This window comes from Streptomyces sp. NC-S4, assembly GCF_054353315.1.
The window spans coordinates 1072270-1094613 of the sequence record NZ_CM135937.1 but is presented as its reverse complement, the minus strand read 5'-3'; the positions used below and the strand labels follow the sequence as shown (position 1 = coordinate 1094613).

Annotated in this window: 16 protein-coding genes; 10 read left to right on the top strand and 6 right to left on the bottom strand. The window is 73.5% G+C overall.

Going from position 1 to position 22344, the window contains the following annotated elements; all coding sequences use genetic code 11:
* Window positions 1-166 precede the first annotated feature (166 nt).
* The gene (locus ACXNSR_RS04515) at window positions 167-3745 is read left to right on the top strand and encodes a bifunctional glycosyltransferase/CDP-glycerol:glycerophosphate glycerophosphotransferase (protein WP_458640838.1); all 3579 of its coding nucleotides are present in this window, start codon (window positions 167-169) and stop codon (window positions 3743-3745) included.
* Between the two features lie 132 nt (window positions 3746-3877).
* Window positions 3878-4363 carry a VOC family protein gene (locus ACXNSR_RS04510; RefSeq protein WP_458640837.1) on the top strand — a complete coding sequence of 162 codons (486 nt, stop codon included), beginning with the start codon at window positions 3878-3880 and terminating at the stop codon, window positions 4361-4363.
* On the opposite strand, the gene ACXNSR_RS04505 is transcribed toward ACXNSR_RS04510, so the two are convergent.
* Window positions 4360-5088 carry an SIR2 family NAD-dependent protein deacylase gene (locus tag ACXNSR_RS04505; protein ID WP_458640836.1) on the bottom strand — a complete coding sequence of 243 codons (729 nt, stop codon included), beginning with the start codon at window positions 5086-5088 and terminating at the stop codon, window positions 4360-4362. The two genes, ACXNSR_RS04510 and ACXNSR_RS04505, sit on opposite strands and share 4 nt — an antisense overlap.
* Window positions 5089-5241: 153 nt before the next feature.
* Here ACXNSR_RS04505 and ACXNSR_RS04500 point away from each other — a divergent pair, with 153 nt between their 5' ends.
* The 3 genes from ACXNSR_RS04500 to ACXNSR_RS04490 are packed head-to-tail and all read left to right on the top strand — an operon-like array spanning window position 5242 to window position 7529.
* A complete protein-coding gene (locus tag ACXNSR_RS04500; RefSeq protein WP_458640835.1) occupies window positions 5242-5670 on the top strand; it encodes a hypothetical protein in 429 nt (142 codons plus the stop codon).
* 42 nt (window positions 5671-5712) lie between these two features.
* Entirely contained in the window at window positions 5713-6678 is a 966-nt protein-coding gene (locus tag ACXNSR_RS04495) for an ATP-grasp domain-containing protein (protein ID WP_458640834.1), read from the top strand.
* Complete coding sequence (locus tag ACXNSR_RS04490) at window positions 6675-7529, top strand: GNAT family N-acetyltransferase (protein ID WP_458640833.1); 855 nt, start codon at window positions 6675-6677, stop codon at window positions 7527-7529. The genes ACXNSR_RS04495 and ACXNSR_RS04490 overlap by 4 nt, the downstream gene beginning before the upstream one ends.
* Window positions 7530-7624: 95 nt before the next feature.
* Here ACXNSR_RS04490 and ACXNSR_RS04485 read toward each other — a convergent pair whose 3' ends face one another.
* Window positions 7625-8068 (bottom strand): SSI family serine proteinase inhibitor, encoded by a 444-nt coding sequence (locus tag ACXNSR_RS04485; RefSeq protein ID WP_458640832.1) that lies wholly within the window; start codon window positions 8066-8068, stop codon window positions 7625-7627.
* A gap of 327 nt (window positions 8069-8395) precedes the next feature.
* Between ACXNSR_RS04485 and ACXNSR_RS04480 the strand changes: the two genes are divergently transcribed.
* Window positions 8396-9133, top strand: a complete 738-nt coding sequence (locus ACXNSR_RS04480) for an ABC transporter ATP-binding protein (protein WP_458640831.1) — start codon at window positions 8396-8398, stop codon at window positions 9131-9133.
* On the top strand, window positions 9127-11613 hold the full coding sequence (locus ACXNSR_RS04475) for an ABC transporter permease (RefSeq protein ID WP_458640830.1): 2487 nt from the start codon (window positions 9127-9129) through the stop codon (window positions 11611-11613). The genes ACXNSR_RS04480 and ACXNSR_RS04475 overlap by 7 nt, the downstream gene beginning before the upstream one ends.
* Window position 11614: 1 nt before the next feature.
* On the opposite strand, the gene ACXNSR_RS04470 is transcribed toward ACXNSR_RS04475, so the two are convergent.
* A complete protein-coding gene (locus ACXNSR_RS04470) occupies window positions 11615-12076 on the bottom strand; it encodes a Crp/Fnr family transcriptional regulator (RefSeq protein ID WP_189742646.1) in 462 nt (153 codons plus the stop codon).
* 141 nt (window positions 12077-12217) lie between these two features.
* Window positions 12218-12526, bottom strand: a complete 309-nt coding sequence (locus tag ACXNSR_RS04465) for a hypothetical protein (RefSeq protein ID WP_189742644.1) — start codon at window positions 12524-12526, stop codon at window positions 12218-12220.
* Between the two features lie 277 nt (window positions 12527-12803).
* Between ACXNSR_RS04465 and ACXNSR_RS04460 the strand changes: the two genes are divergently transcribed.
* The gene (locus ACXNSR_RS04460; RefSeq protein ID WP_458640829.1) at window positions 12804-14735 is read left to right on the top strand and encodes a glycoside hydrolase family 5 protein; all 1932 of its coding nucleotides are present in this window, start codon (window positions 12804-12806) and stop codon (window positions 14733-14735) included.
* Here the strand turns inward: ACXNSR_RS04460 and ACXNSR_RS04455 are convergent.
* A complete protein-coding gene (locus tag ACXNSR_RS04455) occupies window positions 14659-16185 on the bottom strand; it encodes an MFS transporter (protein ID WP_458640828.1) in 1527 nt (508 codons plus the stop codon). The genes ACXNSR_RS04460 and ACXNSR_RS04455 overlap by 77 nt on opposite strands.
* A 77-nt stretch (window positions 16186-16262) precedes the next feature.
* Between ACXNSR_RS04455 and ACXNSR_RS04450 the strand changes: the two genes are divergently transcribed.
* Both ACXNSR_RS04450 and ACXNSR_RS04445 read left to right on the top strand, forming a co-directional pair.
* Window positions 16263-16850, top strand: a complete 588-nt coding sequence (locus tag ACXNSR_RS04450) for a helix-turn-helix domain-containing protein (protein WP_458640827.1) — start codon at window positions 16263-16265, stop codon at window positions 16848-16850.
* A gap of 184 nt (window positions 16851-17034) precedes the next feature.
* Window positions 17035-19767: a DNRLRE domain-containing protein gene (locus ACXNSR_RS04445; protein ID WP_458640826.1), complete on the top strand. Its 2733-nt coding sequence runs from the start codon at window positions 17035-17037 to the stop codon at window positions 19765-19767.
* 66 nt (window positions 19768-19833) lie between these two features.
* Here ACXNSR_RS04445 and ACXNSR_RS04440 read toward each other — a convergent pair whose 3' ends face one another.
* Window positions 19834-22344 (bottom strand): acyl-CoA reductase, encoded by a 2511-nt coding sequence (locus tag ACXNSR_RS04440; RefSeq protein WP_458640825.1) that lies wholly within the window; start codon window positions 22342-22344, stop codon window positions 19834-19836.

The window sequence follows — 22344 nt, the reverse complement described above, 5'->3', positions numbered from 1 at the left end:
TTCGATCGCATCGCCGAAGTGGCGGACGGCTGAATTCTTTGCCGTCCGCCCCGACGGCTTGTTGGCTATGCCCCATATGGGTGGAGTTTATAACTCTGTTACAGAGTAGGATGCTGTGAGCAGCTGATCAACGACAAAGCATAAAACGCTGGAGAAACCGCCACCCATGCCGCCCCGCCTGAGCATCGTCGTCCCCGTCTACAATGTCGAGCTCTATCTCGACGAGTGCCTGGAATCCATCGCATCCCAGACCTTCGAAGACTTCGAAGTCATTCTCGTGGACGACGGGTCCACGGACACGAGCGCCGTCATAGCCAAGGCGTTCGCCGCCAAGGACAAGCGCTTCCGTGTCGTGATGCAGGACAACGCGGGCCTCGGTGCGGCCCGTAACGTGGGCGCCCGCCACGCCGACAAGGACAGTGAGTACCTGGCCTTCGTCGACAGTGACGACACCATGCCCGACTACGCCTACCAGCGGCTCATCGAGGCGCTGGACGAGACGGGTTCGGACTTCGCGGGCGGCAACGTGAAGCGCTTCCGCTCCGTCGGCATGCAGCAGTCCTGGGGACACCGGGCCGCCTTCGCCCGCACCCAGCTGAAGACGCACATCTCGAAGTTCCCGGCGCTGGTCACCGACCGCACCGCGTGGAACAAGGTCTACCGGCGCAGCTTCTGGGACCGGCACGGCTTCCAGTACCCGGAGGGCATCCTCTACGAGGACGCCCCGGTCAGCATCCCCGCGCACTACTTCGCCTCGAGCGTCGACATCCTCAGCGACTGCGTCTACCACTGGCGCGTCCGCGAGACCGGCGAGCGCTCCATCACCCAGCGCTCCACCGACCCGATCTCGCTCATCGACCGAGTGAAGTCCGTACGCCTGGTCCGCGAGTCCCTCAAGGCCAAGCAGGGCGCGAAGTACGCCCGCTACCTGCGCGACTACGACCACAACGTGCTGAGCGAGGAACTCCCGCTCATCTACAAGTACGTCGGCGAGGGCGGCCCCGACTTCCGCGCCGCGTTCGTCAAGGAGGTCGGCGGTCTCGTCCGCGAGATCGGCACCGGCCCCTGGTCCGACCTGACCGTCGCCGACCGCCTCAAGGCGTACCTGGCCGGCGAAGGCCGCGTCGAGGACTTCATCGCGCTCCAGCACCACCAGCGCGACTACCACTACAGCGTGCCGGTCAAGGGCCTCGCCCGCCCGCAGGCCGACTACCCCTTCCTGCAGGGCCGTCCGCCGGTTCCGGCCAAGATCCTCACCCTCGGCCCGCGCGAGCGCCGCGTCGTCAGCCGCCTGGAGCAGGCGGCCTGGGTCGACGGCAAGCTGCTGCTGCGCGGCTACGCCCTCCCCGGTCACCTCGGTGCGGAGAGCCGCCTCGGCTCCCGCAAGATGCTGGTCTTCCGCGAGGGGAACAAGCGCCGCCGCTCCGTCGTCGGCACCCGTACCGTCGCCTCCCCGATGGCCTCGGTCAATTCCCCGCACCTCGCCCTGCGGCACGCGAACTGGGCCGGCTTCACGGCCGTCGTCGACCCCTCGATCTTCCAGTCGGGCGGCAAGTGGAACCAGGGCATATGGACCACGTCCATCGCCGTCACCGGGCCCGGCGGCCTGCACCGCGCCCGCCTGCGCGGCGGGGAGAACGACACCGGCCAGAACCCGCCCCCGTACTGGGTGGCCCCCGACGTCCGGATCGTCCCGGTCGTCTCCGGCGCACTCACCATCCAGGTGGAGATCGCCCGCGCCCGCGCCCTGGACGTCCGCGCCGCGGGTGACGACGCCGTCGAGATCACCGGCGAACTCTCCGCCGAGGCCGTCGGATCCACCGAGCTGCGGGCCGTCCACGTCACCACGGGCACCGTCCTCTCCTTCCCGCTGGAGAGCACCGGATCCGGCGCCGACCGGGCTTCCTTCACCGCCCGCGTACCGCTGGCCGACCTGGCCGCCGTACCGGACGCCGAGTGCGAGCCCGGCGCGTGGGCCCCCGAGCCCTGGAGCCTCTCCGTCGTCGGCCCCGACGGCACCGAGCACCGCATGGTCCACGACGAGCGGGGCGGATTCGACGGCCTGGTCCTGTCCCTGCCCGGCGAGGACGAGGGCCGCTCCCTCTTCGCCAAGCGCGGCAACACCGGACACCTGACCCTCTCCGTGCAGCCCTCCCCGCCGCTGGTCGACGAGGTCACCGCCGAGGACGGCACCCTCACCCTGCGGGGCCGCTTCCTCGCGCCGGCCGACGAGCCGTACGAGCTCGTCCTGCACAACGCGCACGGCGTGGAGTACAGCTACCCCGTCACCCGCGACGGGGACGCCTTCGAGGCCGTCTTCAAGCCCGTGCTCCCCGAGGCGTACGCCGGCCGCACCACGCTCCCCGAGGGCCGCTGGTGGCCCACGCTGCGCCCGGCCGCCCAGGGCGGAACCACCGCCGGACTGCTCGGTGTCGACCGCGGCGCACCCGTCCAGATGGGCCCCGGCCTGCTCTTCGCCGGGCCGCACCCGCTCACCGTGCAGGGCCGCCGGATGCGGGTCGAGACCCGCTTCTACGACCGCATGGTGCTGGTCGCCGACCCGCTGCTGAGCCCGCACGACCGCTCCAACCACGCGCAGCGCGTCGCCCGGTTCGAGACCTACCCGGCGCAGCGCGCCCTGCCGGTCAAGGACGTCGTCGTCTACGACGTCCACCACGGGCAGAGCTCCGGCGACTCGCCGCGCGCCATCCACGAGGAACTGGTGCGCCGCGGGGAGAAGCTGGAGCACATCTGGCTGGTCCGCGACGGCCAGACCGAGGTCCCGGAGACCGCCCGCGCCGTCCAGTACAACAGCGTGGAGTCGTGGGAGGTGCTGGCCCGCGCCCGCTACTTCGTGACCAACGACAACGTGCCGGACCGCTTCCAGCGCCGCGCCGGGCAGGTCGTCGTACAGACGTGGCACGGTACGCCGATCAAGGAGATCGGTCACGACTTCGTGCACGACTACTACACGAGCCCGGAGATCCTGGAGGGGCTGGAGCACGACAGCGCCCAGTGGACCCTGCTGGCCTCCCCGAGCTCCTACGCCACGCCCGTCCTCAAGCGTGCCCTCGGCTACGACGGCGAGGTCATCGAGGCGGGCAGCCCGCGTACGGACGCGCTGGTGCGGCCCGACGCGCAGCGGATCGCCGAGGTCCGCCGTCGGCTCGGCCTGCCCGAGGGCAAGAAGGTCGTCCTCTACATGCCCACGTGGCGCGAGAACAACGAGGCCTTCTCCGGCGGTTACAAGCTCGATCTGCGGATCGACCTGGACCAGGCCCGCCGTGAGCTGGGCGAGGACCACGTCCTGCTGATCCGTAGCCACCACCACGTGACGGAGCAGGTCCGCGACGGCGTCCGCGACGGATTCGTCGTCGACGTGTCCCGCTGGCCCGACGTGGTCGACCTGCTGCTGGTCGCCGACGTGCTGATCTCGGACTACTCCTCCGCGATGTTCGACTTCGCGCACACCGACCGGCCGATCCTGCTGTTCACGTACGACCTGGAGCACTACCGCGGCACGCTGCGCGGCTTCAACTTCGACCTGGAGGCCAAGGCCCCGGGGCCGCTGCTGGCGGACTCGGCGAGCCTGATCGAGGCCGTGCGCAACGCGGACGCGGTCGGGGCGGAGTACGCGGAGGCGCGCGCGGCGTTCCGCGCCGAGTTCTGCGACCTGGACCAGGGCAACGCCGCCGAGCGCGTCGTGGACCGCATGCTCGAGAGGGGCGCGGAGCCCGCCAAGTAGGCCGAACGGGCGCATTACCGGCACAATGCGGACCGGCCCCGGACCCACCGATGAATTTCGGGTCCGGGGCCGGTCTGTATGTGAGGGACGGTCTCCACCGTCCCTCACATACAGACCGGCCCGGAGGCAGAGATGAGCGGCAACGGATTCACCACGTGTCTGTGGTTCGACGGCAACGCGGAAGCGGCCGCCGACTACTACCTGTCCGTCTTCAAGGACGGCCGGCTCGGCCGGATCGGCCGGTACACGGAGGCGGGGCCCGGCGAGGCCGGTTCCGTGATGGTCGTGGAGTTCGAGATCAACGGCCAGCGGTTCATCGGCCTCAACGGCGGCCCGCAGTTCCCCTTCACCGAGGCGATCTCCTTCCAGATCCGCTGCGCCGACGAGGCGGAGGCGGACTACTACTGGGACGCGCTGACCGGCGACGGCGGCGAGGAGGGTGTCTGCGGCTGGGTCAAGGACAGGTTCGGTGTGTCCTGGCAGGTCATCCCGCCGGGCGCCATCGACCTGATCGCCGACCCGGACCCCGGCCGGGCCGCCCGGGCCACCGCCGCCATGATGCGGATGAAGAAGCTGGACGTGACGGAAATGCGCCGGGCGGCGGACGCGGAAGCCTAGGGTGCGGAGAGCCTGGCCAGGAGGGCCGGCAGGGCGGTGCCGATCGGCTCGCGGACGATCTCGTCGGCCAGCGGGTCGTACGGGGTCTCCTCCGCGTTCACGATGATCAGCCGGGCCCCGGCCTCCGCGGCCATCCCGGCGAGCGACGCGGCCGGCTGCACCTGCAGGCTCGACCCGACGGCGATGAACACCTGGCACCCCTTGGCCACGGCGATCGCCTGCCCCAGCACCTCGGGGTCGAGCCGCTGGCCGAACATGACGGTCGCCGACTTGAGGATCCCGCCGCACACCAGGCAGGCGGGATCCGGCTCCCCGGCGGCCACCCGGGCCAGCGCCTCGTCCATCTCCGACCGGGCGTGGCAGGCAGTGCACACCACCGACCGGGCGCTGCCGTGCAGCTCGAACACCTTGCGGTCGGGCATCCCGGCGAGCTGGTGCAGTCCGTCCACGTTCTGGGTGATCACCCGTACCGGGGTGCCGCCGCGCTCGAGCTCCGCCACGGCCAGGTGCGCGGCGTTCGGCCGTGCTCCGAGCGCGCCGATCTCGGCACGCATCAGCCAGGAGCGGCGCCGGATCTCCGGATCGGCCATGTAGTACGCGTAGGTCACGAGCTTTTCGGCGTCGGGATCCTGCCGCCACAGGCCCTGGGGTCCCCGGTAGTCCGGAATTCCGGAGTCGGTGGACATTCCGGCCCCGCTGAACACTGCGACAAGTGGCTTCCCCATGCAGCCGACCCTACGTACGGGTGCGGGTCGCCCGCGAGCCCATTTCCGCGCATCGCCCGGTGGGTCGTTTCTGCGGTGAATCCCGCCCCCCACAGGAGTGAGATCCGGGCCCCGCCCTCCCGATCCACCGGCCCGGCGGGTACAAGACCGGACATGATGCTCACGCCGTACCGCCTCGGTGCCCTGCTGCTGACCCTGCTCGTGCTACCGGTCGTGCCGTCCGTTCCCGCCCTGGCCGCGCCCGCCGCCGTCGCGGGGAGGGGACACACCGCTGCCCAGATCAGCGAGTTCCTCATCGGTTTCTACGGTGACCACGGTCCCTCCGACACGGACCGGGAGAACCAGGTCTCGCAGATCCTCAAGGAGAGACAGCAGATCAATGAGGAGGTCGACGTCCTGCTCTGCGCCCACGACGAGCCTCAGGACATCAGCGTGGGTCCGGTCACCGTCGCGAAGGCCGCCTCGGTGGGCTGGGCCACCGTGACCACCCACTGGGCCTCCGGCACTACCGACACCTTCACCGCGTACGTACGTCTGGACTCCGACCCCATCCGGCTCGACGACGTGATCTGCGCGGGCTGAGATCCGTACGGTGACCGGCGGGGCCGTTCATAGGGTGGGTGCATGGCTACGACAACCGAGACCACCACCACCGTCCTCTACTGCCGCGATCCGCTGAACGAGCGCCGGGCCGACGCCCACTTCGCCCCAGAGGCCCGGCAGTTGCGGGCCGCCGGGGGAACGGCCCTGCTCATCGACCACGACGCGCTGCTCGCGGGGGACGCCGAACGGGCCGTCGCGCGCGTGCCGGACGGGACGGGAGCCGTCTGGTACCGGGGCTGGATGATCCCCTCGGGCCACTACGCCGCGCTGGACGCGGCCCTGCGCCGGCGCGGTGGCGAGCTGGTGGTCACCCCGGAGGCGTACCGCCGTGCGCACGAACTCCCCGGCTGGTACGAGACCTTCGCGGGCCTGACCCCGGTCAGCGGCTGGCTGCCGGCGGTGCCGGGGGCGGTCCCGGACCCGGAGGGCCTCGCGGCCCTCGCGGCGGGCCTGCCGCCGGGAGCCGCCGTCGTCAAGGATTACGTGAAGTCCCGCAAGCACGAGTGGGACGAGGCCTGCTACGTGCCCGACCTCGCCGACCCGGCCGCGCTGCACCGCGTCGTCGCCCGCTTCGTCGAACTGCAGGGGGAGTTCCTGGCCGGCGGGGTGGTGGTGCGGGCCTTCGAGCACTTCGTCACGTCGCGGGCGGTGGCCTCGGAGGTACGGGTGTGGTGGCGGGACGGGGTGCCCCGGCTGGTCACCGCCCACCCCGACAGCCCGGTCGCCGAGGTACCGGAAGCGTCCTTCGAACCGGCTCTCGGACCGGCTCTCGGACCGGTCCGGGCGGCCGTCGAGGCGCTGGCCTGCCCCTTCGTGACCACCGACCTCGCGCTGCGCGCGGACGGGGTATGGCGGGTCGTCGAAGTGGGTGACGGGCAGGTCAGCGATCTCCACCGGGAGGCCGATCCGGCCGCGATCGTCCGCCTCCTGACGGCTGATCAGGCCCCGCTGCACACATCGGACCCGTCTGGTACAACACCGGCATGACGGGATTCGAGATCACCGGTGCGAGCGCCGCCGACATGAGGCTGATCCGCGACTGGGCCGACGAGGAGGGCTGGAATCCGGGGGACTCGGACCGGTACGCCTTCGCGGTCGCCGACCCGGAGGGGTTCCTCGTCGGGCGGCTGGACGGCGAGCCGGTGGCCTGCATCTCCGCCGTGCGGTACGGCGCGGGCTTCGGCTTCATCGGCTTCTACATCGCCCGGCCGGCCGTCCGCGGCCAGGGGTACGGCATCCGGCTGTGGCACGCCGGGATGGAGCGGCTCGACGGGCGCCTCGTGGGCCTGGACGGGGTCGTCGACCAGCAGGACAACTATCGCAAGTCGGGCTTCCGTCACGCCTGGAACAACTTCCGCTACGAAGGCACCCCACAGGGCGCTGGCGACGGCGACGACGACGGCGCGATCGAGATCGTGGACGCGGGCACCCTGCCCTTCGGCCGGCTCGCCGCCTACGACCGGCGGTTCTTCCCCGCGCCGCGGGACGCCTTCCTGTCCGCCTGGACCGCCCTGCCCGGCCGCACCGCGCTGGCGGCCGTCCGGGACGGCCGCGTCGAGGGCCTCGGTGTGATCCGCCCCTCCAGTGCCGCCCACCGGATCGGCCCGCTCTACGCGGCCACCCCGGCGGTGGCGGCGGCCCTGCTGCGGGAGCTGGCCCGGCACGCCCCCGACGGGCCGGTGTCCGTGGACGTGCCGGACGCCAACCCGGCGGCGGCCGCGCTCTTCGAACGCCTCGGCCTGGTACCGGCCTTCGAGACCGCCCGGATGTACACCGGTCCGGCGCCGGACCTCGCCCTGACGGAGCTCTTCGGGGTGACCAGCCTCGAACTGGGCTGAGGATCCGGCCGTGCCGGCGGCAGCGGGGCCGGCTCCCGGCGGCCGGGCCGGGCGGCGGTCGCACGGCGCCGCCCGGCCCACCGCTTCACGGGGGATCAGAAACCGAACAGCGTGCCGGAGGTGTTCCGCAGGCCGCACGGGTTGGCGAAGGTATACGTGTAGCTGAGCCGACGGCCCTGCCACACCCCGACGGCCGCCACCGTCATCGGGTTCCACTCCCGGGTACAGGCGGCGCCGGGGGCCGGCGCGGCGAGCGGGTCGAGCTGCGAGCCGTTCGCCCGTAACTCGGCGCACGCGGCGGCCGGGTTCGGGTGCGTCCCGCCGGGCGCCGGCGAGCAGACGAGGGTCACCGCGCGCAGGACCGTGCCCGTTTCGGCATCGGGTCCGGCCGTCACGCTGAGCACCAGCGCGGACGGCGCGTACAGGCTCGCCGTACCGGTCGGTGCGGCTCCGGCCATACCCGGCCAGGCCAGCGCGGTGAGCGCGGTGAGCGCCATGGCGGCGGAACCGAGCCCGAGACCCTTTGCGATGGACCGCATTTCGAACACTCCCTTGGGTTGATGTTTCGGATAGCGGACGCAGTCTTGCCGACCCGAGCCCTGAACGCCCGTTCGGACCCCCATTTTTCGTCACCGATCGTGTACGAATGACTGCAGACAGCAGCTGTGAGGGTGGGCTGACCTGTGCGGGAGCGGGCCGCCGAATCGGCCGAACACCGACCGGGACACCCCCGCGAAACCTGCCGCGGCACGCCTGTGATCTGCCCCGACGGGGTCTGGACCCCCTCCGGGGGTAGGGCCGGCCCCACCCCGGGGACACGGTCTGGGCCCGCTGCGCCGCCCCGCCCGCGACGGTTGGCTGGGGTCATGGAAAACGACGCGATCCAACTCCAGGACGTCACCCGGGTCTTCGGCACGGACGACCGGGCGGTCACCGCCCTCGACCGGGTCTGTCTCGACGTCCCCCGGGGCACCTTCACCGCCGTCATGGGCCCCTCCGGTTCGGGCAAGTCCACCCTGCTGCAGTGCGCGGCAGGACTCGACCGGCCCACCTCCGGCAGCGTGCGCGTGGGCGGCACCGAACTCGCCGGGCTCGGCGAGACCCGGCTGACCCTGCTGCGCCGCGACCGCATCGGCTTCGTCTTCCAGGCCTTCAACCTGCTGCCCGCCCTGACCGCCGAACAGAACGTCGCCCTGCCGCTGCGGCTGGCCGGCCGCCGCCCCGCCCGGGCCGAGGTCCGCGAGGTCCTGGCCCGGGTGGGTCTCGCCGACCGGGCCCGGCACCGGCCCGCGCAACTGTCCGGCGGGCAGCAGCAGCGCGTGGCCCTGGCCCGCGCCCTGATCACCCGCCCCGAGGTGCTCTTCGCCGACGAACCCACCGGCGCACTGGACTCGCGGACCGGCCGCGGGGTGCTGGCCCTGCTCCGGTCCATGGTCGACACCGAACGCCAGACCGTCGTGATGGTCACCCACGACCCCGTGGCCGCCTCCTGCGCGGACCGCGTGGTCTTCCTCGCCGACGGCCGGATGAACGGTGAACTCCGGGGCGCGCGGGCCCAGGACATCGCCACCCGCATGACCGTGCTGGAGGGAGCGCCGTGCTGACCGTCGCCCTGCGCACCGCGCGCGACCGCTGGGTCACCTTCGTGGGAAGCTTCGTGGCCCTGGCCCTCGGCGTCGGCCTCATCGCCACCATGGGCCTCGGGCTCGCCGCCACCCTGGACGCCCCGCAGCGCCTCCCGGAGCGGTTCGCCCAGGCCCCGGTCGTCGTCAGGGGCGACGACGTGCTGCGCGTCCCCGTCCCGGGCGGGCAGCGCACCGGCAGGCTCGCCCACCCCCGGCCACTCGCCCCCGACCTCGCCCGGCGATTGGCGGCCCTCGGCCCGACCACCGAGGACCGGTCCTTCCCCGTCCGCGCCGAGGGCGGGCCGCAGCAACTGGTCGGCCACCCCTGGTCGGTCGCCGCCTTCGCCCCGTACACCCTCGACGCCGGCCGCCCCCCGCGCTCCGACGACGAGGTCGTCACCACCGGCTGGGCCCGGCCCGGAGCCCGGATCGGCACCGACCACGGCGCCGTGACCGTGGTCGGCACCGTCGCCGACCGCGGCTTCGAGGCCGCCGTGTTCTGGACCGACGCCCGCGCCGCCCGGCTCTCGCCCGCCGTCGGCCAACTCGTCGTCGCCGCCGACCCGAACGCCGTGCGCGACGCCGTGCGCGACGCCGTACGGGACGCCGCACGCGCGCTCCCGGGCCAGGACGCCGGCGTGCGGGTCCTGACCGGCCGGGACCGCCGCCACGCCGACCCCGACCCCGAGCGCGACAGCGAGGCCCTGCTCGCCGTGAACGCCGCACTCGGCACCGCGGGCGGCGTCACCGGCTTCGTCTCGGTGTTCGTCGTCGCCTCCACCTTCGCGTTCGCGGTCGCCCAGCGCCGCAGGGAGTTCGCCCTGCTGCGCAGCGCCGGCGCCACCCCGGGCCAGATCCGCCGCACGGTCGCCGCCGAGGCGCTGCTGCTCGGCGTGGTCGCCTCCGCCACGGGCTGCCTGCTCGGGGCGTACGGGGCGCCCCTGTTCGTCTCGTACCTGGTGGACGAGGGCCTCGCACCCCGCTGGTTCACCGTCGGCGACGCCACCTGGCCCTTCCACGCGGCCTTCTGGGCAGGCCTGCTCGTCGCCCTCGCGGGAGTCGTCGCCGCCTCCTGGCGGGCGGGCCGGGTCGCTCCCTCCGAGGCACTGCGCGAAGCCGCCCACGAGACGCGGACCATGACCCCGGGCCGCTGGATCCTCGGCACCGGACTGCTGCTGGCGGGCCTCGGCACCCTCGCCCACGCCCTGCTCACCGACCCGTCGGACCTGCTCCACCGCAAGACGTACACCAGCCGCCCGATGCTGTTCGTCGTCGCCTTCGCGCTGCTGTCGCCGGTGCTGGTGCGGCCGCTGGTCCGGCTGGTCGCCTGGCTCCCCGCCCGGTTGCCGGGCGCCGTCGGGATGCTGATCCGGGAGAACGCGGCGGCCGGCACCCGCCGTACGGCGGCCGTCGCCGCGCCCGTCCTGGTCACCGTGGCCCTCGCCGGATCCCTGCTGGGCACCACCGCCACGCTGAACGAGGCCAGGGCCGCCGAGGCCCGGCAGCGGACCACCGCCGACCACGTCGTCACGGCCGGTCCGGGCGGGTTCGATCCGGCTGCGGTCGAGCGGATCCGGGCCGTACCCGGAACGGAGATCTCCGCCAGCGCGGCGACCGCCGTCCACGTGCTGGAGGAGGGTACGGCGCTGATCCGCACCGACGCCCGCGCCGCGGACCCCGAGGCCCTCGCCCGGACCGCCCGGCTGCCCCTCACGGCCGGGTCGGTCACCGACCTCGACGGCGGCTCCGTCATCGTCACCGCGGAATGGGAACGGCACACCGTCGGATCCGCCGTCGATGTGTGGCTCGGCGACGGCACCCGCAAGACCCTGCGGATCGCCGCCGTGATGAGCGTCGGCACGGGCGGCAACGGGGCCTACGTCACCCCCGCCAACGCCCCCGGCGCGACGGTGGACCGGATCGACGTACGCCTCGCCCCGGGCGCGGACGGCGCGGCGGTCGGGGCGGCGCTGGCCGAGGCCGCCCGGCAGGCCGGGGGCCGCGTCCTCACCAAGGACCGGTGGCTGGCCGAAACCCGGCCCGGGACCCGGCACACCACCCGCACGGGCTTCCTGCTGGTCCTCGGCATCGCCCTGCTCTACACGGGGATCGCGCTCGCCGGCACCCTGGTCATGGCCACGTCCGACCGGACCCGCGACTTCGCGGTGCTGCGCCTGGCCGGAGCCACCCGGGGGCAGGTCCTGCGGCTGGTGGCGGGGGAGTCCCTGTTGGTCGTCCTCGTCGGCACGGTCGCCGGAACCCTGGTCGCCGCCCTGAACCTGGCCGGAGTCCGGGCGGCACTGGGCCTCCTGGACGTCAGGAGCGCCCCGGTGATCCCGTGGGGCGCCCTCGGCGCGACGTCCGGCGCCTGCGCGGCCGTGGCGGTGCTCTCCGCGGTCGTCCCGGCCGCGCTGTGCCTGAGGCGCGGGGCGGTCGGGACGGCGGGCGTGCGTGACTGACTCAGGCGGTGCTGCTGAGACGGGGTGCGTACAGCTCCAGCAGGCGGGTGCGGGTCTGCTGGAGGCGCATCGCGAGGACGCGCCCGACCCAGTGCCCGATCGCGGAGCCGAAGGTGGGATCGGCGTCCATCAGCATCCGCACGGTCGCGGCGTCGAACTCGTACGCGCGTACCGGTGTCATCGCCTCCGCGCCGAGCTGCCACACGTACGGCGGGAACAGCCAGGACCAGCCCACCAGCTCACCGGGGCCGAGGCTCTCCACGGGCGCGGGCCGGCGGCCGGCGACGGGGATCTCCAGGGTCACGGTGCCGGAACGCACGATCCAGAAGGAATCCGCCCGGGTGCCCTCGTCGAAGATGCGCGCGCTCTCCGGGAAATTCACCTCACGGGCCTGCGACATCAGCCGTCCACGGTGCTCGGTGGACAGGACGGCGGCGATCCGGATGGGGGAAGGTGTGCTCACGACGGCCTCCGATCACGACCCCCCACGACGCTCCTGCTCTCCCAGTGTCGCCGAAGCCCGCCATATCGCGGCCGGACCGGACGCGGTTTCTTCCGCGCCCGGTGCGGGAGGGGGTCCGAGCGGCCGCTCGGACCCCTGGACCTAAGGCGTGTCCTCGGCATTCGCCTCCAGGCAGGCCAGCTCCATCGCGTCGAGGACGGCCTCGTGACTGCGGCCGCTCAGCTCGGCGACGTTCTCGATCTGGGCCGTCGCCCAGGCCGCCAGTGTCATCACCAGCACCCGGAGCCCGTCGGTGCCGTGCTCGGCCAGGACCGCGTCGGCGACGACCATGGCCTCCTCGGGGACCTGCTCGGGCGGCTCGAGGCCCGCCAGACCGCGCAGCAGGGTGAGGGTACGGCGGGAGATCTCCGGTGTCATTCCCGCCAGCCGCATGTCTTCGTCGTCGTCCATCCGCCCCGCCCTCCGGTGCCGTGCCACATCACCTCAGGGCACGGTAGAGGTGCGCGGCCCCGCGCGGGGCCGTTTCTCCAGGGTGACGGTGCGTGACCGGGCGTCGACCGGCCGGATCCGGCGGGTGCGGTCCGGGGCGCACCGGCGCCGTCCGGGCAGGCCCGCGGGTCGTCGGCGTCGGAAAGCGCCCCCGCGTTCGACTTCCGCCGGAAGCGACCCGCTGGTAACTTTCCCGCGGCAGCCGCCCGCCGGGACGGCATATTCCGGCAGGAGCGAGATGAAGAACCCCTTACGCGCGGCCCTCTGCGCCCTCCTGCTGGCGGCCGGGGCCCTGTCGGCGCCGCCCGCGCAGCCCGCCCATGCCACCGCCCCGCAGCCCTCGGCCGCCACCGGTGCCGCCGCGGCCTGGACCCCGCCGCTGTCCACCCGGGGCCGGTACGTCGTCGACGCGCAGGGCAACCGCTTCCGCCTGCGCTCCGGGAACTGGGACGGAGCCCAGGGGTCCTGGAACGGCTCGGGCGACCGCGACGACCCCGCCACGCACCACAGCGGGCAGAACGCCCACGGCATCCCGATCGGCCTGGACCGGGTACCCCTGGCCACCCTGCTCGCCGACTTCCGCGCCGTGGGGCTCAACAGCATCCGGCTGCCCTTCTCCAACGAGATGCTGCGCGACGCCACCGCCGTCCCGGACTCGGCCGTCGCCGCCAACCCGGCCCTGCGCGGCCGTACGCCCCTCCAGGTCTACGACGCCGTGGTCGCCGCCCTCACCGACGCCGGCTTCGCCGTCATCCTGAACAACCACACCGTCACCACCCGTTGGTGCTGCGGCCTCGACGGCAACGAACGCTGGAACAGCGGCCGCTCCACCGCCCAGTGGGCCGACGACTGGGTCTTCCTCGCCCGTCGCTACCGCGACAACCCGCGCGTGGTCGGCGCGGACCTCTACAACGAGGTCCGCCGCGACGTCTGGGACGACCCCAACTGGGGCCTCGGCGACAACCACGACTGGCACGCCGCCGCCCAGGAGGCCGCCGACCGCATCCTCACCGAGGCCAACCCGAACCTGCTGATCGTCGTCGAGGGCATCAACTGGTACGGCCTGCCCGTGGACGGCTTCCCGCACGGCCGCCCCACCCTCACCCCCGTGCGCACCCTCTCCCACACCCTGGTCACCTCGAACAAGCTGGTCTACTCCGCCCACTTCTACGGGTACACCGGCCCCCGGCACAGCGGCGCGACCGGCATCGGCGAGACCCACGACGCCCGCTACCAGGACATGAGTGCCGCGGAGCTCGAACAGACCCTCTACGACCAGGCCTTCTTCGTGTCCGCGGAGACCGGTACGCACTTCACCGCCCCCGTCTGGATCAGCGAGTTCGGTATCGGGGCCGACGAGAGCTCCGCCGCCCCGCGCGCCTGGTTCGAGCGCCTCACCGGGTACCTGACGCGCTCCGACGCCGACTTCGCGTACTGGCCCCTCGTCGGCTGGAGCACCACCGCCCACGGCACCCCCGGCGGCGACAGCTGGGCGCTCCTGCGCTACGACGCGACCGGCCGCCGCTCCGGCGTCCTGGACCCGGGGGACTGGCGCACCGCCCACTGGTCCCCGCTCAGCACCAACCCCGGTCGCACCGGACCGGTCCCCGCCACCACCGCCTGGTACCAGCTGACCACGGACCACCGCGACCACAACGCCTCGCTGCGCACCCGGGCCACCGGGGACTGGGACAGCGGGGCCCGCAAGGCGGTCTGCCCCGACGGCGCCCGTCTCACCGGGCTCGCCCACACCGGTGGCCGAGGCCTGTGCTCCAGCTCCGACCTGCGCGCTCCGACGGGCGGGCACACCGTGGTCCGCGACGAGAGGTACGTCCCGGCGGGCGGTGACTGGGCCGGCGGATACACCAAGTTCCAGTGCCCGGCCGGCCAGTTCCTGATCGGCTACAGCCTGCGCGGCGAGCGGGTCTCGGCGGCGCTGTGCGCCCCGGCCCGTACGACGCTCCCCGGAGGCGGCCGGACGGTGTGGTTCGACCGGGGCGACAACCGCCCGGCGGGCGGCCCCGGCGGCGAGTTCGCCTACGGGAACTACAAGGGCCAGTGCCTGCCCACCGAGTACGCGGCGGGCATCGCCTTCACCACCCGCGCCGCCACCCGCCCCTCCCCGGCCGCGCTGCTGTGCCGTCCCCTGCCGGGTCCGGACGCCCGCTGACCCGGCCCGCCGCGGCGACGGCGGCGAGCGCGACGAGGATCAGGGCCGCCGCCACCAGGAAGGTGAACCGCATCCCGGTGGCGACGGCCCCGGCGGGCGCCGAGGCGATGTCGGCCGTCGCCGACCCGTGCGCGAACACGGCCCCCATGAGGGACGCACCGCTGACGAGGCCGAGATTGCGCGAGAGGCCGAGCATGCCGGAGACCACGCCCCGCCGGTCGGGGCCGGCGTCCGCCATGACGGCGGTGTTGTTGGCCGTCTGGAACACCGCGTAGCCCGCGGTCACGACCGCGAGCGGGGCGATGTACCCGAGGACACCGAGCGAAGCCGGCGTCAGGGAGAGGGCGGCGGCGCCGGCCGTCATCGCCAGGAGCCCGAGCAGGGTCGTGCGCTGCGCGCCGAAGCGGTCCGCGAGGCGCCCCGCGGGCATCCCGGTCACCGCGGCGACCAGCGGACCGACCGACAGGACGAGTCCCACCGGGGCCTCGCCGAGACCGAGCGTCCGGGAGAGGTAGAACGGCCCGACCACGAGCGTCGCCATCATCACCGTCGACACGAGCGCGCTCGAGGCGAGGCCCGCACCGATCACCGGATCGCGCAGGAGCGAGCGCTGGACCAAGGGGGAGGCCGCTCTCGCCTCGGCACGGGCGAAGAGGGCGGCTCCGCAGACGGCGGCCAGCAGCAGAGAGGTGCCGAGGGGGCCGGAGGGGCCGCCACCGAGGGTCATCGCGAGCGCGTAGGCGGCGAGCGTCAGCGCGAGCAGCAGCGTCCCCAGGTGGTCGAATCGGGGCCGGTCGCCCCCGGGTTCCCGCCGGTCGGCGGGCAGATGGCGGCGGGAGAGCAGGAACGCCGCCAGGCCCAGCGGCACGTTGACGAGGAAGAGCGCCCGCCAGCCGGCCCCGGCGAGCAGGGCTCCGCCCAGCGACGGACCGAGGGCGGTGCCCACCGCGGACATCGTGGCGAGCAGCCCCATGGCGCTGCCCGTCCGTTCCCTGGGGACCGTCTCACCCACGAACGCCAGGGTGAGGGCCGTCATCACGGCGGCTCCCAGCCCCTGGGCCGCCCGGGCGCCGACCAGCAGCCAGAGCGTGGGCGCGGCGGCGCACAGCGCCGAGGCCGCGGTGAACAGGAGGATTCCCGCCAGGAGCAGCCGCCGGCGGCCGACGAGGTCGCCGAGGCGTCCGGCACCCACGACCAGGGTGGTGACGGCGAGGAGATAGGCCAGGACGATCCACTGGACCTCCTGGAACGACGCGGAGAACACCTGCGCCAGGGCCGGCAGGCCGACGTGGGCGATCCCGGTGCCGAGCGAGGACAGCAGCACGGAGAGGGAGAGACCGGCGAGCGCCCACCGGACGGCGGGCCGGCGGGCGCCGGCGTCCGCGTCGTCGTCGCCGGTGGTGGTGGGCCGTTGTCGGGGGCCGGTCGCGGAATCGGTGTATGGGGTCATGCCGGGAGGGTGCGGCCGTCCGGTGGCGGACGGCAAACCTTGTTGCCGTTTCCGGGACGGACGGGTGCAATGGCCCGATGGACGACAAGCCATCCCCGCACCAGGCGGTCCTCGACGAGGTCGCCCCCCGGCTCAGAAGGCTGCGCGCCCGGCGCGGTCTCACCCTGGCCGCGCTCTCCGAGACGACCGGCATCTCGAAGAGCACCCTGTCGCGGCTGGAGTCGGGGCAGCGCCGCCCCAGCCTGGAACTGCTGCTGCCGCTCGCGGCCGCGTACCAAGTGCCCCTGGACGACCTGGTGGGCGCTCCCGAAGTGGGTGATCCCCGGGTCCGGCTGACCCCCCGCACCCTCCCGAACGGCGGCACGGCCGTCCCGCTGACCCGGGGCCCGGGCCCCCTCCAGGCCTACAAGATGCTGATCCCCGACCGGGGCGGCGAGCCGGATCCGCGGACCCACGAGGGCTACGAGTGGCTGTACGTGCTGGAGGGCCGGCTGCGCCTCGTGCTCGCCGAGCACGATCTGGTCCTCGGCCCCGGCGAGGCCGCCGAGTTCGACACCCGGCTGCCCCACTGGTTCAGCAGTGCGGACGGGCGGCCGGTGGAGGTTCTCAGCCTCTTCGGGCGGCAGGGCGAGCGCATGCACGTCCGGGCGAAGCCCCGCGCGTGACGGCGGGGGCAGGAGTGCGGGGCGGCGTTCTTTCGCATCCGATACGCCAAGTGGGATGAATCGAGCCGTGAATCGCTCTAGGGTGCGCCCTTAGGCACGGTCGTGGACTGCTGTTCGGTGGTTTTCGGCCATGGCTCGTCCGGCCGCACCCTACGGCCGTACCGCACACCGAACTGGGGGATTCATGCGTAGATCCCGAGGGGCGGCGGCCGCGCTCGCCCTGTCCCTGGCCGGCACCGCTCTCGGGGCGGGCCTCGGCCTCGCCCCGCAGGCGGCCGCGGTCACCCCGCCCGTCGCGTTCACCGCGGACCCGCTGTCCACCTGGCAGCCCGACGGCGTCGTCTGGGCCCTCGCCGAGGCGGCCGGCCAGGTCTTCGTCGGCGGCACCTTCTCCACGGTGCGCCCGCCCGAGGGAGGATCCGGAAGCGAGCGGTCGGCCGTGAACTTCGTCGCGCTCGACGCCGCGACCGGCGCCCCGACCTCCTGCGAGCTGTCCTTCACCGTCGGCTCGGGCAGTGCCACGGTCCGCGCGCTCGCCCTCTCGCCGGACAAGGCGACCCTGTACGTCGGCGGCTACTTCGGGGCCGTCAACGGCATCCCCGTCTCCAGCCTCGCCGCCGTCGACGTGGCGAGCTGCACGGTGAAACAGGGCTTCCGCCCGGCCTTCGCGGCCACCGTCCGCGCCCTGGCCGTCACCGGCGACACCGTCTACGCGGGCGGCGACTTCCTCAGCGTCGCAGGCCAGCCGCGTGAGCGCTTCGCCGCGGTCGGCGCGGCCGACGGCTCCCTGAAGCCCTTCACCGCCGACGCCGACGAGCCCGGGCGCGCCGTCGAGGTCACCCCCGACGGCGACAACGTGATCCTCGGCGGAGACTTCTTCACCGTCAACGGTACGAACACCCACGCCCTGGCCGTCGTCGACGCGACGAGCGGCGCGCTCACCAAGTCGTACGCCGGTTTCATCGAGACCAACTCCGTGGTCAAGGACATCGCGACCGACGCCACCGGCTTCTACACCGCCAACGAGGGCACGGGCGGCGGGGTCTTCGACGGCCGGATCGCCCTGAACCTCGGCGACTTCGGCCAGCGCTGGCGCGACACCTGCCTGGGCGCCACCCAGGCCGTGCTGCCCTACCAGAGCGTGCTCTACAGCGCCTCGCACGCGCACGACTGCTCCAGCGTCGGCGAGTTCCCCGACGGCCAGCGCCACCACCTGCTCGCCCAGCCCACCACCGGAACCGGAAAGCTCGGCTGGGCCCCCGACACCAACGACGGCATCGGCGAGGGCATCGGGCCGCGCGTGATGACGGTCGGCTCCAAGGGCGGCGTCCAGTACCTGTGGGTCGGCGGGGAGTTCACCACCGTCAACGGTGCGGCGCAGCAGAGCCTGACCCGGTTCGCCTCCACCGGGGACACCGGCGCACCCACCGTGCCCGTGGCGAGCGCGGTCAGCTTCCGGCCCGGTGAGGTCCAGGTGCGCTGGCGCACCAGCCTCGACCTCGACGACAGCGCGCTGACCTACCGGATCTACCGGAACGGCGCGGCCACGCCGCTCGCCACGGTGACCGCCGACTCGCTGTTCTTCAAGCGGCCGCAGGCCTCCTGGACCGACACCACCGCGGCGGCGGGCCAGTCGTACACCTACCGGGTGACGGCCACCGACGCCGCCGGCAACACCAGCGCCCTGTCCGCGACGGCGAGCGTGACCGTCCCGACCTCGGTGGAGGGCTACTCGAACCAGGTGCGCGCCGACGGAGCCCAGCAGTACTGGCGCTACGACGAATCGGCCCTGCCCTTCGTCGCCGACTCCTCGGCCGCCGGCAACCGGAGCGGCATGCACCTCAACGCCCCCGCCCTGCGGCAGACGCCCGGCGCGGTCTCCGGCGCGAGCACGGCGATCGGCTTCAACGGCACGGACACCCAGGTGTACGGGGACGCGCGGCAGACCGTGGGCAGCACCTACACCATCGAGACCTGGTTCAGGACCGACACCACCCGGGGCGGCAAGCTCGTCGGCTTCGGGAACAACCAGACCCGCGGCAGCAGTCAGTACGACAAGCACATCTACATGACCAACAATGGCCGGCTGGTCTTCGGCGTCTACACCGGTGCCACCCGCACCATCACCACCCCCGGCTCGTACAACGACAACCAGTGGCACCACGTCGTCGCCACCCAGGGCCCCGGCGGGATGACCCTCTACGTGGACGGCGCCCAGAAGGGCACCCTCGCCGTCACCACCCACGAGAACTTCTCGGGCTACTGGCACGCCGGCGGCGACAGCCTCGGCGGCTGGCCCGACCGTCCGATCAGCGAGTACTGGGCGGGCCGGCTCGACGAGACCGCCGTCTACCCCACGGTGCTCAGCGCCGCACAGGTCCAGAACCACTACGCCCTCGCCACCGCCCCGGCCGACTCGGTGGTCCAGGTGCCCGTCGCGGAGGACACCTACGCCAACGCGGGGGCGCCCGCCACCAACTACGGCACCTCGGGCTCGCTCGCGGTGCGCGGCACCTCCTTCTACGCGAGCTACCTGCGCTTCGACCTGCCCGCCGCACCCGCCGGCACGGTGCTGAAGTCGGCCGTGCTCAGTGTGAAGACGAGCACGCAGAGCGGCGCCGGCACCACGGACACCGTCTCGGTCCTCCCGGTCACCGGCTCGTGGAGCGAAGGCGGGACCACCTACAACAACCGGCCCGCGCTGGGCGGCCCGGCGCTCGGCACCTTCACCGGGATCCCGGACGGCTCGGCGGTGCACACCACCGGGCTGACCACCGCGAGCGTCGCGGCGGCGCTCGGCGGCAGCTACGGCCTGGCGCTCAGCAGCACCGGCACGGACGCCCTGTGGCTGTGGTCCTCCGAGGCGCAGGCGAACGAAGGGACGCCGCAGCTGACGCTCACCTTCGGCGCGCCGTGACCTGACGGCCGGATCGGCGAAGGGGGCGCGGGACGGCCGTCGGGCCGTCCCGCGCCCCCTCTCGTCTCAGCCGCGCGCGTCCACCACGGCGAGGAGCTTGCCGCTGGTCGGGCTGCGGTTCAGCGAGGCGCCGTCCACCGCCTCGACCACCAGATCCAGCAGCCGCTCCGCCACGGCCGAGCGCAGCTCCGGGTAGCCGGCCAGGAAGACCTCCCGCAGCCGCTCCGGATCCGTCGTCGCGGTCCGCTCCACCCGCACGGTCAGCCGCTCGCGCGCCTCGGCGGAGTCGAGCCGGATCTGCACCTCGCCCCGGTGGCCGCCGCGTTCCTCCGCCAGGTCCAGGAATCGGCGGTGGTTCAGGAAGTACGTCGCCACCCGCATCACGTCGCCGGTGCGTCCCCGCAGCTCGAAGCGCGGCGCGTGCCGTCCGCACGGGCAGCGGCCCGGGATCTCCCGGCCCAGGTCGCCTATCACGTACCGGCCCAGGTGCTGGCCGCGCCGGGCGTGCGTGGTGAAGACCAGCCGGCCCGTCTCGCCCGGGACCACCGGGCGGTCCTCGGCCAGCTCCAGGATCTCCATCGTGTGGAGGTCGGCGTGCAGGTGGTGGACACCGCCGGAGCTCTCGGTGCACTGGTAGCCTAGCGGTCCGAGGTCGGTGCTGCCGTAGGTGATCGAACGGACGGCCTCGATGCCGAAGGTGTCCTTCAGGGTGCGCTGCTGTTCCTCGGTGAAGTGCTCGCCGCCGTAGAACACCTTGCGCAGGCCGCCGTACGCGCGCAGCGCCTCCTTCTCGGCGTGCAGCAGCTGCCACAGGTAGGACGGCATGCCGAAGAGGGTGTCGGCCCCGTGGTCGATCAGCGCCTGTGCCGTGGCCCGGTGGTCGGGGCCCGCCGACAGCGGCAGCTGCACGCCTCCGAGCCGTTCCAGCACGGAGAAGAAGCTGATGAAGCTGCCGTACATGGCGCCGCAGTAGAACAGGTTGGCGGTCCTGTCCGAGGCCGGGTCGTAGCCGGCGGCCAGCAGACCCCGGGCGGCGGCGTGCATCTGCGTGTCGTAGTCGTCGTAACTGAAGACCGACAGCGCCGGTGCGCCGGTACTGCCGCCGCTGCGGAAGTACAGTTCGGCATCGGCCCGTCCCAGCCGGCGGGCCGGCTCCTGCACGTCCTCCTTGCCCAGCAGCGGCCCCTCGGGACGCGGCAGCACCACGGGCCGGACCAGGTCGTCCAGGCAGGCGGTGGTGGCGAAGGCGGCCGGATCGGCCTGGACCGCGACGCGGCGGCTGTAGCGCTGCAGGGCGTAGACCCCGTCGTGCGGCTCGCCCGCGTAGCTCTCCAGCATGGCGCCGACCGGCGTGACCCGGGTGACGCCCGCGGCCAGGGCGGTACGGGAGAGTTCGGCGATGTCCGCCGGGCTGCCCGCGATGCCCGCCGTCTGCAGATAGCGGCGCATCGGCCGGAGGGTGGCGATCAGCCGCTTGCGGGGCAGCGGCTTGACCCACACGCTGCGGTGCAGCGGCGAGGCGGTCAGCGGGGACCGGGTGTCGGCCATGACCCGCCACGAGCCGTCGGGAGCGGCGAACACCCGGGTCAGGCCCAGGTGCTCCTCCAGCCGGGCCATCAGCTCGGTGGTGGTCAGCTCGGCCGCCTCCGCCGGATCCGGCTCGCCCGCGAGCGCGCCCGCCGCGGCCGGCGGCCGCGCGGCGAGGACCGCGGCGAACCGCTCGGCGAAACCGAAGAGCTCGTCCTCGTCCTCGGTGTCGAGGTAGACCACCTGAGGGCTGGAGCACGCCTCCTGCTCGAGCAGGCAGACGTCGTCGGCCAGGGCGTCGAGCGTGCGGGGGGCCGACCAGGCGTCGGCCGTCAGGTACGCGAAGGAGATCCGGTGCCCCCACTCCACCAGCCGGCAGCCGGGCGGCACGTGGGCCGCCACCCCTTCGACGGCCGCTTCCCCGCCCCATACGGCGACGGCGTCCGCGGGCGCGCACATCAGGCGCAGCCACTCCTGGCGGGAGGACGGGAAACGCAGTACGACGATCCGCGCGGCCAGCGCCCCGCTCGGGTCCAGGGCCGCCAGCTCCGCCATCAGCTGCTGGGTCAGCAGGGTGTCGTCGCTGCTGGTCTTGAGCACGTTGACGTTCCCGGCGAGCAGCCCCTCGACGATGCTCAGCGGTGCGACCGTCGCCGCGTTGCCCGGCGCGACGTGGGCGACCAGACCGACGGGCGCCCACGCCTCGTAGACCGTCTCGCGCGGATCCGCCCGGTTCAGCCGGCCGGGAGCCGCGCCGCCGAGCTCCCGGCGCAGCTTGCGGGTCAGCTCCCGCCGGCCGAGGAGGCCGCCCAGCTCGGCCAGGACGGCCGGGTCCTCGCCCTCGGGCAGGTGCGCGGCGAGCCGGGCCCGTACGGGATGGCCGGGGTCGCACAGTGCGGTGGCGAGGGCGTCGCACGCGGCCAGGACGGTCTCGGTCTCCAGGCTCTCCGCGAGCGCGGCCTCGACGGCGGCCGGCAGCCCGGCCAGCCGGCGTCCGGCCTCCTCGTCGCCGATGAACTCGCCCTGCCAGTAGTGCTGGTGCACGCTCAC